General features: G+C 64.8%; 16 protein-coding genes. 4 read left to right on the top strand and 12 right to left on the bottom strand.

The window, feature by feature from the left end; translation table 11 throughout:
• Positions 1–137 precede the first annotated feature (137 nt).
• The 7 genes from rplI to JMY28_RS15870 form a co-directional block, all read right to left on the bottom strand.
• Entirely contained in the window at positions 138–590 is a 453-nt protein-coding gene (rplI, locus tag JMY28_RS15900) for a 50S ribosomal protein L9 (protein WP_201696881.1), read from the bottom strand.
• A 27-nt stretch (positions 591–617) separates the two neighbouring features.
• Positions 618–893 carry a 30S ribosomal protein S18 gene (rpsR, locus tag JMY28_RS15895; RefSeq protein WP_027797225.1) on the bottom strand — a complete coding sequence of 92 codons (276 nt, stop codon included), beginning with the start codon at positions 891–893 and terminating at the stop codon, positions 618–620.
• A gap of 2 nt (positions 894–895) precedes the next feature.
• Positions 896–1,195, bottom strand: coding sequence for a primosomal replication protein N (gene priB / locus JMY28_RS15890; protein ID WP_028204898.1), 300 nt, complete (start codon positions 1,193–1,195; stop codon positions 896–898).
• A gap of 46 nt (positions 1,196–1,241) precedes the next feature.
• A complete protein-coding gene (rpsF, locus tag JMY28_RS15885) occupies positions 1,242–1,613 on the bottom strand; it encodes a 30S ribosomal protein S6 (protein WP_027818337.1) in 372 nt (123 codons plus the stop codon).
• A gap of 205 nt (positions 1,614–1,818) precedes the next feature.
• Positions 1,819–2,733 carry an anti-sigma factor family protein gene (locus tag JMY28_RS15880; protein ID WP_201696880.1) on the bottom strand — a complete coding sequence of 305 codons (915 nt, stop codon included), beginning with the start codon at positions 2,731–2,733 and terminating at the stop codon, positions 1,819–1,821.
• Complete coding sequence (locus JMY28_RS15875; RefSeq protein ID WP_201696879.1) at positions 2,723–3,511, bottom strand: RNA polymerase sigma factor; 789 nt, start codon at positions 3,509–3,511, stop codon at positions 2,723–2,725. The genes JMY28_RS15880 and JMY28_RS15875 overlap by 11 nt, the downstream gene beginning before the upstream one ends.
• 127 nt (positions 3,512–3,638) lie before the next feature.
• Complete coding sequence (locus JMY28_RS15870) at positions 3,639–4,547, bottom strand: substrate binding domain-containing protein (RefSeq protein WP_069267540.1); 909 nt, start codon at positions 4,545–4,547, stop codon at positions 3,639–3,641.
• Positions 4,548–4,708: 161 nt separating this feature from the next.
• On the opposite strand from JMY28_RS15870, the gene gcl reads away from it, so the two are divergent.
• The 4 genes from gcl (at position 4,709) to lysM (ending at position 9,334) form a co-directional block, all read left to right on the top strand.
• Entirely contained in the window at positions 4,709–6,493 is a 1,785-nt protein-coding gene (gene gcl, locus JMY28_RS15865) for a glyoxylate carboligase (RefSeq protein WP_201696878.1), read from the top strand.
• A gap of 113 nt (positions 6,494–6,606) precedes the next feature.
• Positions 6,607–7,404 (top strand): hydroxypyruvate isomerase, encoded by a 798-nt coding sequence (gene hyi, locus JMY28_RS15860; RefSeq protein ID WP_201696877.1) that lies wholly within the window; start codon positions 6,607–6,609, stop codon positions 7,402–7,404.
• Positions 7,405–7,477: 73 nt separating this feature from the next.
• On the top strand, positions 7,478–8,383 hold the full coding sequence (locus JMY28_RS15855; RefSeq protein ID WP_201696876.1) for a 2-hydroxy-3-oxopropionate reductase: 906 nt from the start codon (positions 7,478–7,480) through the stop codon (positions 8,381–8,383).
• Between the two features lie 441 nt (positions 8,384–8,824).
• Complete coding sequence (gene lysM, locus JMY28_RS15850) at positions 8,825–9,334, top strand: peptidoglycan-binding protein LysM (protein WP_201696875.1); 510 nt, start codon at positions 8,825–8,827, stop codon at positions 9,332–9,334.
• An 87-nt stretch (positions 9,335–9,421) separates the two neighbouring features.
• Here lysM and JMY28_RS15845 read toward each other — a convergent pair whose 3' ends face one another.
• The 5 genes from JMY28_RS15845 to cysT form a co-directional block, all read right to left on the bottom strand.
• Positions 9,422–10,438: an asparaginase gene (locus tag JMY28_RS15845; protein WP_201696874.1), complete on the bottom strand. Its 1,017-nt coding sequence runs from the start codon at positions 10,436–10,438 to the stop codon at positions 9,422–9,424.
• 51 nt (positions 10,439–10,489) lie between these two features.
• Positions 10,490–11,416 (bottom strand): CysB family HTH-type transcriptional regulator, encoded by a 927-nt coding sequence (locus tag JMY28_RS15840; protein ID WP_201696873.1) that lies wholly within the window; start codon positions 11,414–11,416, stop codon positions 10,490–10,492.
• A gap of 90 nt (positions 11,417–11,506) precedes the next feature.
• On the bottom strand, positions 11,507–12,562 hold the full coding sequence (locus tag JMY28_RS15835) for a sulfate/molybdate ABC transporter ATP-binding protein (protein WP_201696872.1): 1,056 nt from the start codon (positions 12,560–12,562) through the stop codon (positions 11,507–11,509).
• A 2-nt stretch (positions 12,563–12,564) separates the two neighbouring features.
• The gene (gene cysW, locus JMY28_RS15830; protein WP_201696871.1) at positions 12,565–13,533 is read right to left on the bottom strand and encodes a sulfate ABC transporter permease subunit CysW; all 969 of its coding nucleotides are present in this window, start codon (positions 13,531–13,533) and stop codon (positions 12,565–12,567) included.
• A complete protein-coding gene (cysT, locus tag JMY28_RS15825; RefSeq protein ID WP_201696870.1) occupies positions 13,530–14,429 on the bottom strand; it encodes a sulfate ABC transporter permease subunit CysT in 900 nt (299 codons plus the stop codon). The genes cysW and cysT overlap by 4 nt, the downstream gene beginning before the upstream one ends.
• Positions 14,430–14,479: the final 50 nt, after the last annotated feature.

The following is a 14,479-nucleotide window of genomic DNA, read 5'->3' as shown; positions in this document are numbered from 1 at the left end:
CGCAACGAGCGTCCAGACAGCGCGCAACAAAAAAGGCAGAAGCCCTGCGGCTCCTGCCCTTCCTGAGTCTTGCGTCAAATGCGGCGCCGAATGCGGCGTCACACCGCGCGCGGCCCGAAAGGACCGCACGTGGGTACTTAGGCGTGCTCGCCCAGCACCGACACCGTGACGTCGACGAGGACGTCCGTGTGCAGCGAAACGTGCACCGGGTGGTCGCCCACCATCTTCAGCGGACCTTCCGGCAGACGCACTTGCGCCTTTTCCACTGCGAAGCCTTGCTTCGTGAGTGCAACGGCGATGTCCGCGTTCGTGACCGAACCGAACAGACGGCCGTCCACACCAGCCTTCTGGCCGATCTGAACGGTCAGGCCGTTCAGCTTTTCGCCTTCGGCTTGCGCAGCTACCAGCTTTTCAGCGGCGGCCTTTTCGAGTTCAGCGCGGCGAACTTCGAATTCAGCGATTGCGTCCTTCGTTGCACGGCGTGCCTTCTTGTTCGGGATCAGGAAGTTACGTGCGTAACCGTCCTTCACCTTAACGATGTCGCCGAGGTTACCCAAGTTGACGACTTTTTCCAGAAGAATGATCTGCATTCTATTGCTCCTTATCGCGTCGTCTTGTTAGGCCTTGTGCTGGTCGGTGTACGGCATCAGCGCGAGGAAACGCGCGCGCTTGATAGCCGTGTCCAGCTGACGCTGATAGTGGGCCTTCGTACCCGTCAGACGAGCCGGCGTGATCTTGCCGTTTTCGCCGATGAAGTCCTTCAGCGTATCGAGGTCCTTGTAGTCGATTTGTTCGACGTTTGCAGCCGTGAAGCGGCAGAACTTCTTGCGCTTGAAGAGCGGGTTTTGTTGCTGACGACGCTTGTCGAATTTCTTACCAGTCGGGCGGGGCATGATTAGTCCTTTCCTGTGCCTTGCATTTCGGTGATGTGAAACACCAGGGTTCGCGCATTGCGGTGCTTTTTCGCCAGAAAACCGGTGAAGAGCGCTTCCACGCCCATCTCACAACTTTCTACGAGACCGCAGGCCTTGCCGGCCGCCACCGCGGGCATCGTGAGTTCGACGAAGCGGGGAATACCGGCTTCGACGACCTCCGTGCGGTGCTGCAACGTCACGCTTGCAATCGGAACGCCGGCGGGGGTGTACCGCACCGGTTCGCGTTCGACGACGCTAGCCGTAAGCTGCAGCCTGTTCACGGGGCTAACTTAGGCAAATGAGCTTGAATCCTGATGGCTTGTGTACTTAAGCCTGCGCTTCGGTCGGCTGGGCAGCCGCCTTCTTGGCTTCTTCGCGCTGCACTTCCTTCATCATCGGCGACGGGCCGGTTTCGGCCTTCTTCATCTTGACGATGAGGTGACGCAGAACAGCGTCGTTGAACTTGAACGCGTGTTCCAGTTCGTCGAGCGTGGTCTGGTCGCATTCGATGTTCATGCAGACGTAGTGAGCCTTCGCGAGTTTCTCGATCATGTAGGCCAGTTGGCGACGGCCCCAGTCTTCGATACGGTGGATCTGGCCACCGTGCGAGGTGATCGTGCTCTTGTAACGCTCGATCATCGCGGGCACTTGCTCGCTTTGATCCGGGTGCACGATAAATACGATTTCGTAATGACGCATATTCACTCCTTGTGCTGACTTGTGGATATAAGCCACCCGGGCGTCGGAACCGGTGCGGCAAGTGAGAAGCCGAAGATTGTAGCGCGGATGGGCTACCCGCGCAAGGCAGATCGTGCGTTTGCGCGATGATTCGGGCGTGTTTTCAATGACTTGCGCGGTGGTGAGCGCCTTGAATGCTCCCCGCCGCGCCATGTGAGACGACAACCTAGCTGCCGGCCGCCTCGCTCGCTCCGCCGGCGAGACGGGCGTCGAGCGCCGCGCGCAGGCCGTCGAGCGCGTCCGCACCGGCGTCCGTCACCGCCCACCAGGTCATGCCCGCCGCCTGCCAGCGCAGGAGCGCGTAGCCTTCGCTCGAACTCGACGGCGCGGCGGCCGAGACGGCCGGTCCGCTCGTGCCCGGCGGGAACACATAGACGTCGATCACATGCTTCCGATAGTGGTAGACGAGTACGGCGACGCGTTCGCGCCCCACATAATCGAGGCGCCCACCCGCCAGCGCAAAGCCCTGCTGCGCCAGATCGAAAACGGGCGGCGCGTAGTCGATACGGCCGTTGAACCATGGCTTTACGGTATGGCGGTCGGTCGATATCACGTCGATATCGCGGCCCGAGATCTGGGCGCGCACGTGGCTCGACACGAGATCATCAACGAAGGCTGTCTCAGCGGCCGGGCGGCCCAGGTGCAACGTGGCGATCACCGCCAGCGCACAAAGGATCAGTACGGCGCAGCCGAACCACGCAAGCGTGGCCGCATGCGGGCCGGCGCTGGCCGGAACGCTCCAGCCACCACTGCCCTGCGCTCCTGCGCCCCTGCCCGGCCACCCGTTGCGCAGCCAACCGCGCCAGCCGCCTGAGCCGCGCGCGGGAGCGGGCGATGGCGTTGCCTTCGCAGGCGTCGCTTCGGTCGCCGGCAATGCCCCGACGATACGCGCAGCAAGTCCTGGCGGCGCACGGTGATAGGGTGCGGAGCGGATCATCTGGGAGATGGCCTGCGCGTCGTCGGCGACACGGCGGCACGCCTCGCAACCTGCGAGATGTTCGCGCACACGCCATTCGTCGGCTGCGGGGAGTTCGCGATCGACGCTCGCGTCGACCAGCGGGCGCGCTTCGTTACAGTTCATCTGGCGCCTCCGTCGTTCGGCCTTCGGTGCGAGAGCGCAATGGCGCTCCGCCGTCGGCGGCCGGCTCCTCGCGGAACCGACCGCCGCTTCCCCGGCCGGATGGTCTCCTGGCTTGATTGCTTCCCCCGACTCCTGCTCTGTCGTCCGCGCAGCCATGGGCGCGGAGGACTGATTCGCTTGCAGGCTCGCTGACTGCGCCACTGCCGCCAGCGCTGCCGCGCTCGCCGCCGCGGTACGCCGCCAGCAGCGTCGCCAGACGTCTGCGGCCACGTGCGAGCCGCGACATCACGGTGCCAATCGGTAAATCGGCAATTGCCGCGATCTCGCGATAGCCCAGCTCCTCCAGCTCGCGCAGCACCAGCACTTCCCGATATTCCACCGGCAGGCGTCTCAGCGCGTCCTGCACGTGGCGGGTGTCTTCGGCGCGGATCGCGAGCGTCTCCGGATCGACGCCGCCGGTTTCCCAGCCTTCGAGCGGCGCGTCGTCGCGCAACTCATCGAACGGCGCTACCTCTTCCGCGCCCGCGCGCCGTCGCCATTCGTCGTACCAGACACGCCGCACGATCGCGAGAAGCCACGGGCGGGCCTCGTCGCCGCGAAACGCGTCGAAGAAGCGAAACGCGCGCAGGAACGCCTCCTGGACGATATCGTCCGCGTCGCCCGGATTGCGCGAAAGCCAGCGCGCGAGGTTGTAGGCCGCATCGAGATGCGGCAGCGCCAGCGCCTGAAAGCGGCGGCTGCGCCCGGCCTCATCCTGCTCGTACGCGGATTCGCCCACGTTGTCCCCTCGCGTCTTCGTCTGGCTTGCGCGACAGTGGCCGCCACACACGCACTACCGAAGCTCGGGCCAGTTTATTCCCGCTCTGTGCGTACGAAAACGAAAAAAATAAAATCGAAATGCGTCGTCACGCGCCGGCCCAATACCCTGGCCGCGCGTAGACCTCCTTGAGATAGTCGATGAAATAGCGCACGCGCGCGGGCACATAGCGCTGTTGCGGATACACCGCGAGGATGTCGTAATCCGGCAGCGCGTACTCGTCGAGCACGGTTTCGAGTTCGCCGCGCGCGAGTTGGGCGTCGATCTCCCAGGTCGACCGCCAGCCGAGGCCGAGGCTCTCGGTCACCCAGCGGTGCAGCAGTTCGCCGTCGTTGCAGTCGAGCGTGCCGCCCACGCGCACGGTCACGAGCTTGCCGCCGCGGCTGAAGTACCAGCCGCGGTTCTGGCCGCCCTGCAGGTTGAACGCGAGGCAATTGTGGTTCGGCAGGTCTTCGAGCGTTTTCGGACGCCCGTGCTTGCGGAAATACTCGGGCGTGCCGCACACCACGCGCCGGTTCGTGGCGAGCTTCACGGCGACGAAGTTCGGATCCACCGCGCCGCCAATGCGGATCGACAGGTCATAGCCCTCGCGCACCAGATCGACTACGCGGTCGGTGAGATTGAACGAGACCTGGAGTTCGGGCTTGTCGGCGAGAAACTCGGGCGCGAGCGGCGCAACGTGCTTGCGCCCGAACGCGGCCGGCGCCGAGACGATCAGATGGCCGCTCACCACCTGGCGCCCGGCGGACAGCTCGTTTTCGGCCTGGTCCCAGTCGGCGAGCAGGCCGCGGCAGCGCTCGAGAAAGGCCGCGCCCTCCTCGCTCACCACGAGCCGCCGCGTCGACCGGTAAATGAGCTTCACGCCCAGGCGCTTTTCCAGCGCGTCGATACGGCGCCCGAGGATCACCGGCGAGACGCCTTCCTCGAGCGCCGCGGCCGCGAGGCTGCCCGCTTCCGCTACGCGCACGAAGGTTTCGATCTGCTTGAAGCGGTCCATTGCGTGTCTCCTTCCAGGCGGAAGCCCCGCCCCACGGGCATTCCATACTTTTTGTTTCGGAATAAACGACCTGGACTGATCTTATCAAACCTTTCCTGCGCCCCTAAAGTGGGCCTCAACGCTTCGCCATTCCTCGCATACGAGACATTCAGGAGACAATCATGGCCAAAATGAGAGCCGTCGACGCCGCTGTGCTGGTGCTCGAAAAAGAAGGCATCGATACCGCTTTCGGCGTGCCGGGCGCAGCCATCAATCCGTTCTATTCGGCGATGAAGAAAGCCGGCGGCATTACCCACGTGCTGGCCCGTCACGTCGAAGGCGCCTCGCACATGGCCGAAGGGTATACGCGGGCCACGCCCGGCAACATTGGCGTGTGCATCGGCACCTCGGGCCCCGCGGGCACCGACATGATCACGGGCCTCTACTCGGCGCAGGCCGATTCGATTCCGATCCTCGCGATCACGGGCCAGGCGCCGCGCGCCCGCCTCTACAAGGAAGACTTCCAGGCCGTCGACATCGAGTCGATCGCCAAGCCCGTCACCAAGTGGGCCGTCACCGTGCGCGAGCCGGCGCTCGTGCCGCGCGTGTTCCAGCAGGCGTTCCATCTGATGCGCTCGGGCCGTCCGGGTCCGGTGCTGGTCGATTTGCCCATCGACGTGCAACTCGCCGAAATCGAATTCGACATCGACACGTACGAGCCGCTGCCGGTCTACAAGCCGAAGGCGACGCGCAAGCAGATCGAAGCCGCGCTCGAACTGCTCAACGCCAGCGAAAAGCCGCTGATCGTCTCGGGCGGCGGCGTGCTCAACGCGGCGGCTGAAGACCTGCTCGTCAAGTTCGCCGAAACCGTGGGCGTGCCCGTCATCCCGACGCTCATGTCGTGGGGCGCGATTGCTGACGACCACCCGCTCATGGCCGGCATGGTCGGCCTGCAGACCTCGCATCGCTACGGCAACGCCACGATGCTCGCCTCCGACTTCGTGCTCGGCATCGGCAACCGCTGGGCGAACCGTCATACGGGCAGCGTCGAGGTCTATACGAAGGGCCGCAAGTTCGTGCACGTCGATATCGAACCGACGCAGATCGGCCGCGTGTTCGGCCCGGATCTCGGCATCGTGTCGGACGCGAAGGCCGCGCTCGAACTCTTCGTCGAAATCGCGCAGGAATGGAAGGCCGCGGGCAAGTTGAAGGACCGCCGTGCGTGGGTGGCCGACTGCCAGGAACGCAAGCGCACGATGCTTCGCAAGACGCACTTCGAGAACACGCCGATCAAGCCGCAACGCGTGTACGAAGAGATGAACAAGGCGTTCGGCCGCGACACCTGCTACGTGAGCACCATCGGCCTTTCGCAGATCGCAGGCGCGCAGTTCCTGCACGTGTACAAGGCACGCAACTGGATCAACTGCGGCCAGGCGGGCCCGCTCGGCTGGACGATTCCCGCGGCACTCGGCGTACGCGCGGCCGATCCGACGCGTCCCATCGTGGCGCTCTCGGGCGACTACGACTTCCAGTTCATGGTCGAAGAGCTGGCCGTGGGCGCACAGTTCAAGCTGCCGTACGTGCACGTGGTCGTGAATAACTCGTATCTCGGCCTGATCCGCCAGGCGCAGCGCGCGTTCGACATGGACTTCTGCGTGCAGCTCGCGTTCGAGAACATCAATGCGCCTGAGGTGAACGGCTATGGCGTCGATCACGTCACGGTCGCCCAAGGCCTCGGCTGCAAGGCGCTGCGCGTGTTCAAGCCCGAAGAAATCGCACCGGCGCTCAAACAAGCCCAGGCACTCGCCGCCGAGTTCAGCGTGCCGGTGGTCGTCGAAGTGATTCTCGAGCGCGTGACCAACATCGCGATGGGCACCGAGATCGACGCGATCAACGAGTTCGAAGAACTGGCCGAAAAGCCCGAGCACGCGCCGACAGCCATCAGCGCGCTGAATGCCCTCGACTGAGCGCACGCGAGCACGCATGACCGCAGCACAGGCAGCGCGCACGGCATCGGCGCACTGCCTGCCTGAATTCCCGCCTGACTTCCCTCATTGACCGACCAGCGAGACCCAGCACCATGCCAAAATTCGCCGCGAACCTCACCATGCTGTTCAACGAAGTGCCCTTCCTCGACCGCTTTGCCGCGGCCAGGCAAGCGGGCTTCGACGCCGTGGAGTTCCTGTTCCCGTATCCGTACAAGGCCGCTGAACTGGCCGAGCGCCTCGAAGTCAACGGGCTGAAGCTCGTGCTTCACAATCTGCCCGCCGGCAACTGGGAAGCGGGCGAGCGCGGCATTGCCTGCCTGCCCGATCGCCGTGGCGAGTTCCAGGAAGGCGTCGGCCGAGCGATCGAGTACGCGAAGGCGCTGAAGGTGCCGCAGCTCAACTGCCTCGTCGGCATTCCGACGGCAGGCGTCGATCGCGAGACGGCGCTCGCCACGATCGTCGATAACCTTCGCTTTGCCGCTGGCGAACTCAAGCGAGAAGGCATCCGCCTGCTGGTCGAGCCGTGCAACTCGTACGACATTCCCGGCTTCGCGCTGAACCGCAGCGCCGAAGCGCTCGACGTGATCGAAAAGACCGGCTCGGACAACCTGTTCCTGCAGTACGACATCTATCACATGCAGCGCATGGAAGGCGAACTCGCCGCGACGATGAAGAAGCACTTCGCGAAGATCGCCCACATCCAGCTCGCCGACAATCCTGGCCGCAACGAGCCCGGCACGGGCGAAATCAACTACCCGTTCCTGTTCGATCTGCTCGACTCGCTCGGCTACGAAGGTCACATCGGCTGCGAGTACAAGCCGCGCACGACGACCGTCGAAGGTCTCAGCTGGCTGCGCAGCGCGAAGCAGCGCACCGCTGAACTCGCCTGAGCGCGTAATCCGACGTCACTACGCGCCCGCAACGACGCACATTCACGCATTCGCTTTAACGGAGACACACAAGATGGCAAAGATTGGCTTTATCGGACTCGGCATCATGGGCGCGCATATGGCGCGCAACCTTATCAAGGGCGGCCACACGCTCGCCGTGAACGGCAAGTATCCGGTGCCCGACGACCTGCGCACGCAAACCGAGGTCGTCGCCGATTCGACGGCCGTGGCGAAGGTGTCGGACATCGTCATCGTGATGGTGCCGGACACGCCTGATGTCGCCAACGTCCTGTTCGCCGACGACGGCGTCGCCAAGGGTCTTTCGACTGGCAAGCTCGTGATCGACATGAGCTCGATCTCGCCGCTCGAAACGCAACAGTTCGCCAGGCAGATCAACGCGCTCGGCTGCGACTATCTCGACGCACCGGTCTCGGGCGGTGAAGTCGGCGCACGCGAAGCCACGCTCACGATCATGGTCGGCGGCCCGCAAAAGTCGTTCGATCTCGCCAAGCCGCTGTTCGACTTGATGGGCAAGAACATTTCGCTCATCGGCGACAACGGCGCGGGCCAGACCTGCAAGGTCGCGAACCAGATCATCGTCGCGCTGAACATCGAGGCCGTGGCCGAAGCGCTGCTGTTCGCGGCACGTTCGGGCGCCGACCCCGAGCGCGTGCGCAAGGCCCTCATGGGCGGCTTCGCTTCGTCGCGCATTCTCGAAGTGCACGGCGAGCGCATGACGAAGCGCACGTTCAATCCGGGCTTCCGTATCGAATTGCACCAGAAGGACCTGAACCTCGCGATCGACGGCGCGCGCAAGCTGGGCATCGCGCTGCCGCACACCGCGAGCGCGCAGCAGCTCTTCAGCGTGTGCGCCGCGAACGGCGGCAAAGCCTGGGACCACTCGGCCATGATCCGCGCGCTCGAAATCATGGCGAACTTCGAGATCGCCGAACCGCAAGCGCAAGTCAAGGTGGCCTGAATTTCAGCGGTTGCAGGACGGCGGTTCGCGCGACGTAACGCGCGGACCGCCCGCAGAGGCGGATCACGCATATCGGCGCGTGCGCAACGACCACAGCGCACGCGCCTCCCGTGGGGCGCTTCGCGGCGGCGGCAACCGTCGCGAGGCAAATCGGTGCCGCTCTGGGCTGAGGGCGGCCAGTGGGGTCCGAAAGCGGCGCCCGGTGACGGCGGGGAAGCCTTGGTCGGTCAGACGTCGTCATCGGGTGTCCGCGTGTCGGATACCCGTTTTTCTTTCCCTTCTCTTTTCTCCCAGGTTTCACACTCTTTGACGCCGCCCCGATGGACGCCGTCGCGGCCGCGTTTCTAGAATCGTGCTTTCATCCGTCTGTCACGCAGACGGGTCAAGGTGGACGCGACGCGTGACCACCCAGTCATTTCCAGCACGTAAGGAGTCTGATCGATGGGCATTATCAATTTCATCAAGGAAGCAGGCGAAAAACTCTTCGGCGCAACGGCCGCGCCGGCCGCCGCCGCGGAACCCGCTGCTGCACCCGCAGACCCCGCCGCGAATCTCGCCGCACTGAACCAGAAGGCCGGCGACGCGATCGCGGCCTATATCCGCTCGCAAGGCCTCGACGCCGACAACCTCGGCGTGACCTACGACGGTGTCTCGCACACCGTGACGGTCACCGGCAACGCCGCCGACCAGCCGACGAAGGAGAAGATCCTTGTCGCGGCCGGCAACGTGCAAAACGTCGACAAGGTCGACGACCAGATGAGCGTGACGACCCCCGCGCCCGAAGCGCAGCACCACACGGTCGTTTCCGGCGACAACCTCTGGAAGATCGCCGAGAAGTACTACGGCAGCGGCGCGAAGAACGACGCGATCTTCCAGGCGAACACGCCGATGCTCAAGAGCCCGGACAAGATCTATCCGGGTCAGGTGCTGGTGATTCCGCCGCTGCAGTAAGCCCGGTCACACGAAAACACGGCCAGAAACGAAACAGGCCTTGCGGAGTGATCCGCAAGGCCTGTTTTTCTTTGTGCGCTGTGTGGCTCAGTACCTGTCGAACACGTCCTGCAACCCCGCCTTGTCGGTCATGCCTGCGGCGAGCGCGAGCAACAACAGCACACGCGCCTTGTACGGGTTGAGCGTGCCCGAAGAAACGAAGCCGAGCGCGTCGTCCTTCGCCGCGCCGTTGTGCATCACGTGGCCCGAGCCGACGCGCGAGGCACGCACGACGGCCACACCCTTGGCGGCCGCCTCGGCCAGCGACTGCTGCATCGCGCCGTGAATCGAGCCGTTGCCGGTACCAGCCACGACGAACCCATCCACACCCGCGGCCACGAGCGCTTCGACCGCGGCGCGCGACACGCCCGCGTAGCTCGTCACGATCTCGACCTGCGGCCATTGCGCGGCCGCAGTGAACGGCGCATCGACCGTATGCGGGCGCAGCGCGCGGCGCTGGAATTCCACGCGCCCATCCTGCACCCAGCCCAGCGCGCCGATTTCGGGCGACTGGAACGCATCCACCGCGTAGGTGCTCACCTTCGTGACGTCGCGTGCGCAATGAATGCGGTTATTGAACGCCACCAGCACGCCTTGCCCCGCCGCCGCTGCGTTCGCCGCGAGCGTGACGGCGTTGAGAAGATTGAGCGGGCCGTCGGCGGAAAGCGCCGTGGCGGGCCGCATGGCTGCCGTCAAGACGCACGGCTTCGCACTCTTCACCGTAAGATGCAGCAGATACGCGGTTTCTTCGAGCGTATCGGTACCGTGCGTGATCACCACCCCGTCGATCTCGTCGCTTGCCAGCAGTTCGTTCACGCGCTGCGCGAGCGTGGACCACAGCGCGAGCGTCATGTCCTTGCTGTCGACGCTCGCGACCTGCTCGGCATGGATCTGCGCGATGGCGTCGAGGCCCGGCACGGCTGCGAGCAATTGCGCGACGCCGATCACGCCGGCCTGGTAGCCTGCGGTGTTCGCCGCGTCGGCAGCAGAGCCCGCGATGGTGCCGCCCGTGGCGAGCACGGCGATGCGCGGCAGTGCCGCGGAAGAGGAAGGGGAAGTATTCATGGCGGCGATTTTAAGCGATCCGCCGCCCGCCGGGAAAATCGGCCCTCTTTTTCAGGTTGCCTCGCGCAACTGGCTCGAGATCTGCTGCTCGGTGAGCTGCGGCGCGAACATTTCGATGAGCCGGTACGCGTACTGGCGCAGGAACGCGCCCTTGCGCAGGCCCACTCGCGTCGTGCTCGCATCGAACAGATGCTCCGTGTCGAGCGCGACGAGTTCGCTGTCGCGCTTCGGGTCGTAGGCCATCGCCGCGACGATGCCAACACCCATGCCGAGTTCGACATAGGTCTTGATCACGTCCGCGTCGATGGCGGTCAGCACCACGTCGGGCACCACGCCCGCTTTCGCGAACGCCTGGTCGATATGCGAGCGGCCCGTGAAGTCCTGGTCGTAGGTAATGATCGGATACTCGGCCACGTCTTCGAGCGTGAGATTTTCGCGGCCCACGAGCGGATGCGTCTTCGGCACCACCACCACGTGGTGCCACGAGTAGCACGGGAACGTGACGATATCGGGGAAGCGGTCGAGCGCCTCCGTCGAGATGCCGATGTCGGCCTCGCCGTTGATGATCATCTGCGCGATCTGCTGCGGGTTGCCCTGGCGCAGAGCGAGGTGCACTTTCGGAAACACTTCGCGGAACTGGTGGACGACCTTCGGCAGCGCATAACGCGCCTGCGTGTGCGTCGTCGCGACCACGAGGTGGCCGCTGTCCTGGTCTGCGAACTGGCGCGCCACGCGGCGCAGGTTCTCGGCGTCGAGCAGCATGCGCTCGATCAGCTGATGCACCGCCTTGCCCGGCTCCGTGAGGCCGGTCAAGCGCTTGCCGCGGCGAATGAAGATGTCCACGCCGAGTTCGTCCTCGAGATCCTTGATCTGCTTGGAGACGCCCGACTGCGACGTGTACAGCACATTCGCCACTTCGGTCAGGTTCATGTTCTGCCGCACGGCTTCGCGCACGAAACGCAACTGCTGAAAATTCATGGTCTTCTCTCCGAGACTGCTGACCGATTATTCGTTTTTTGTCGATGTGAGCACTGTAACGCGCATTGCGCCGCAATTTAAGCCGCGAATTTAAGCCGGGAAAACACGCAGCCCGCGCGGCACTGCCGTCACCCCCTGGCCAACCGTAAGCCCCAGCGCGCGCCACGACTCGCGGTCGAGTTCGGCTTCGAGCGCGCCGCCCGTGCGGCTTTCCAGCTCCACGCGCACCGAGCCGCCCAGCGTCACCACGCGGCGCACGTCGACGACAATGCCATCGCGGTGATCGCTCGCTTCGCGGTGCAGCACGATGTCGTGCGGGCGCACGTAGGCGAGCGCCGGGCCTTCGAAGCTGGCGTGCACCGAAATCGGCTGCGCCGCGCCTTCGGCCACGAAGCCGCGCGCGTCCACTCTGCCGCGCAGCCGGTTCGCGGCGCCGAGAAACTCGTAGACGAAAGCCGTCTGCGGATGATCATAGACGTCCTGCGGGCTGCCCACCTGCTCCACATGTCCATGATTCATCACCACGATGCGATCGGCCACCTCGAGCGCTTCTTCCTGGTCGTGCGTGACGAAGATCGTCGAGATGTGCAGGTCGTCGTGCAGGCGGCGCAGCCATGAGCGCAACTCCTTGCGCACCTTGGCGTCGAGCGCGCCGAACGGCTCGTCGAGCAGCAGCACCTTCGGCTCGACGGCAAGTGCGCGCGCCAGCGCGATGCGCTGACGCTGGCCACCCGAAAGTTCGGACGGATAGCGCTGGGCGAGCCAGTCGAGCTGCACGAGCTTGAGCAGCTCATGCACCTTCTCACGGATCACGGCCTCCGAGGGCCGCTCGCCGCGCGGCTTCACGCGCAAGCCGAACGCCACGTTCTCGAATACCGTCATATGGCGGAACAGCGCGTAATGCTGGAACACGAAGCCCACCTGACGCTCGCGCGCGCCCACCTCGCCCACGTCCTGGCCTTGCAGCACGACCTGGCCCGCGTCGGCGTATTCGAGGCCCGCGATCACGCGCAGGAGCGTGGTCTTGCCACAACCGGAGGGTCCGAGCAGCGCAACCAGTTCGCCCGGCGGAAAATCGAGCGAGACGTTGTCGAGGGCGGTGAAGTCGCCGAAGCGCTTCTGCAGATTGCTGACGGTGATGCCCATGGTTACTGCTCCCCCACTTGAATCGGTTGGCGCACGGCGCGAGGCGCTGCGTGTTGTGAAACGTGTTGCACGGCCGCCGGTTGCGGGCCGGCGTAGGCGGGAATGTCATCTGCGCTGCGCAGTTGCGCCGAAAGGCGGCGCTCCGCGAGCAGCTTCAGGCCAAGCGTGACGAGCGCGAGCAACGCGAGCAGCGATGCCACGGCAAAGGCCGCCGCGAAGTTGTACTCGTTATAAAGGATCTCGACGTGCAGCGGCATCGTATCGGTCTGGCCGCGAATATGGCCCGACACCACCGAAACCGCACCGAACTCACCCATCGCGCGCGCGTTACAAAGAATCACGCCGTACAGCAGGCCCCAGCGGATATTGGGCAGCGTCACGCGGCGAAACATCTGCCAGCCCGAGGCGCCCAGGACGTGCGCGGCCTCTTCTTCATCGTTGCCTTGCGCCTGCATCAGCGGAATCAGCTCGCGTGCGACGAACGGGAACGTCACGAAGATCGTGGCGAGCACGATGCCCGGCACCGCGAAGATGATCTGCACGTTATGGTCTTCGAGCCACGGTCCGAGCCAGCCCTGCGCGCCGAACAGCAACACGTAGATGAGGCCCGAGATCACCGGCGAGACCGAAAACGGCAGGTCGATCAGCGTGGTGAGGAGCGCCTTGCCGTGAAACTCGAACTTCGCGATCGCCCATGAAGCCGCGAGACCGAACGCCAGATTCAGCGGCACTGCGATCGCCGCGGTGATCAGTGTCAGCTTGATCGCGGAGAGCGCGTCAGGGTCGACGAGCGACGTGAAGTAGAAGCCAATGCCCTTCGAAAGCGCCTGCCAGAACACGGCGACGAGCGGCACCACGAGAAACAGCGCGAGAAACGCGAGCGCGATGCCGGTCAGGAGCCAGCGCACCCACGGCGCTTCGGTGACCGGGTTCGGCCGGCGCGTGCTTCGTTGTTGCGGCAGCGTGTTCATTGCGCACCTCCCGCGACGGTTGCGCCCACAACGGCATTCGGCGCGCTGCCGGCCGAAACGCCCCGGCTCGTACGGCGTTGCAAATACCACTGCAGCGAATTGATGAGAAGCAGCATGACGAACGAGACGCAGAGCATCATCACGGCGAGCGCCGTTGCGCCCGCGTAATCGTATTGTTCGAGCTTCGTGATGATGAGGAGCGACGTGATCTCCGACTTCATCGGCACGTTGCCGGCGATGAAGATGACCGAGCCGTACTCGCCCAGCGCGCGCGCGAACGCGAGCGCGAAGCCGGTGAGCAGCGCCGGCAGCACCGCGGGCAGCACGACGCGGCGGAACGTGAGCCAGCGCGAGGCGCCAAGGCACGCAGCGGCCTCCTCCTGTTCGCGCTCGAAGTCCTCGAGCACCGGCTGCACGGTGCGCACGACGAACGGCAAGCCGATGAAGGTCAGCGCCACGAGCACGCCAAGCGGCGTGAACGCGACCTTCAGCCCAAGCGGCTGAAGGAACTGGCCGATCCAGCCATTGCCGGCATACACGGCAGCGAGCGAAATGCCCGCGACGGAAGTCGGCAGCGCGAACGGCAGATCGACGAGCGCATCGATCACCCGTTTGAACGGGAACGTATAGCGCACGAGCACCCACGCGAGCAGGAAGCCGAACACCGCGTTGATGAGCGCAGCACCGAGCGCGGCCGTGAACGTGAGACGGTACGACGCGATCACGCGCGGCGACCACACGGCGCGCACGAACTGGCTCCAGTCGAGCGTCGCCGTCTTGAGGAAGGTGGCGGCAAGCGGAATGAGCACCACGAGGCTCAGGTAAGCCACCGTGATGCCGAGCGTCAAGCCGAAGCCAGGCAGCGCACTGGGCTTGCGCAATCGTAACGTTGTCATGCTCATCGTCCAGACATGGGTTGCGCGCCTGGCCGGGTTCTCTGGCGGCG

Origin of the sequence: Paraburkholderia hiiakae, from assembly GCF_904848665.1 — a bacterium.
Classification (GTDB): Bacteria; Pseudomonadota; Gammaproteobacteria; order Burkholderiales; family Burkholderiaceae; genus Paraburkholderia; species Paraburkholderia hiiakae.
Note: the sequence above shows the minus strand (reverse complement) of the source record. Positions and strands in the feature narration are given on the sequence as shown.

Coding starts and splice junctions, on each gene's coding strand:
- JMY28_RS15835 (WP_201696872.1), bottom strand. CDS start 12,562: ATGGGCATCACCGTCAGCAATCTGCAGAAGCGCTTCGGCGACTTCACC.
- cysW (WP_201696871.1), bottom strand. CDS start 13,533: ATGAACACGCTGCCGCAACAACGAAGCACGCGCCGGCCGAACCCGGTC.
- cysT (WP_201696870.1), bottom strand. CDS start 14,429: ATGACAACGTTACGATTGCGCAAGCCCAGTGCGCTGCCTGGCTTCGGC.
- lysM (WP_201696875.1), top strand. CDS start 8,825: ATGGGCATTATCAATTTCATCAAGGAAGCAGGCGAAAAACTCTTCGGC.
- JMY28_RS15880 (WP_201696880.1), bottom strand. CDS start 2,733: ATGAACTGTAACGAAGCGCGCCCGCTGGTCGACGCGAGCGTCGATCGC.
- JMY28_RS15870 (WP_069267540.1), bottom strand. CDS start 4,547: ATGGACCGCTTCAAGCAGATCGAAACCTTCGTGCGCGTAGCGGAAGCG.
- JMY28_RS15855 (WP_201696876.1), top strand. CDS start 7,478: ATGGCAAAGATTGGCTTTATCGGACTCGGCATCATGGGCGCGCATATG.
- JMY28_RS15840 (WP_201696873.1), bottom strand. CDS start 11,416: ATGAATTTTCAGCAGTTGCGTTTCGTGCGCGAAGCCGTGCGGCAGAAC.
- JMY28_RS15845 (WP_201696874.1), bottom strand. CDS start 10,438: ATGAATACTTCCCCTTCCTCTTCCGCGGCACTGCCGCGCATCGCCGTG.
- hyi (WP_201696877.1), top strand. CDS start 6,607: ATGCCAAAATTCGCCGCGAACCTCACCATGCTGTTCAACGAAGTGCCC.
- rpsR (WP_027797225.1), bottom strand. CDS start 893: ATGCCCCGCCCGACTGGTAAGAAATTCGACAAGCGTCGTCAGCAACAA.
- gcl (WP_201696878.1), top strand. CDS start 4,709: ATGGCCAAAATGAGAGCCGTCGACGCCGCTGTGCTGGTGCTCGAAAAA.
- rplI (WP_201696881.1), bottom strand. CDS start 590: ATGCAGATCATTCTTCTGGAAAAAGTCGTCAACTTGGGTAACCTCGGC.
- rpsF (WP_027818337.1), bottom strand. CDS start 1,613: ATGCGTCATTACGAAATCGTATTTATCGTGCACCCGGATCAAAGCGAG.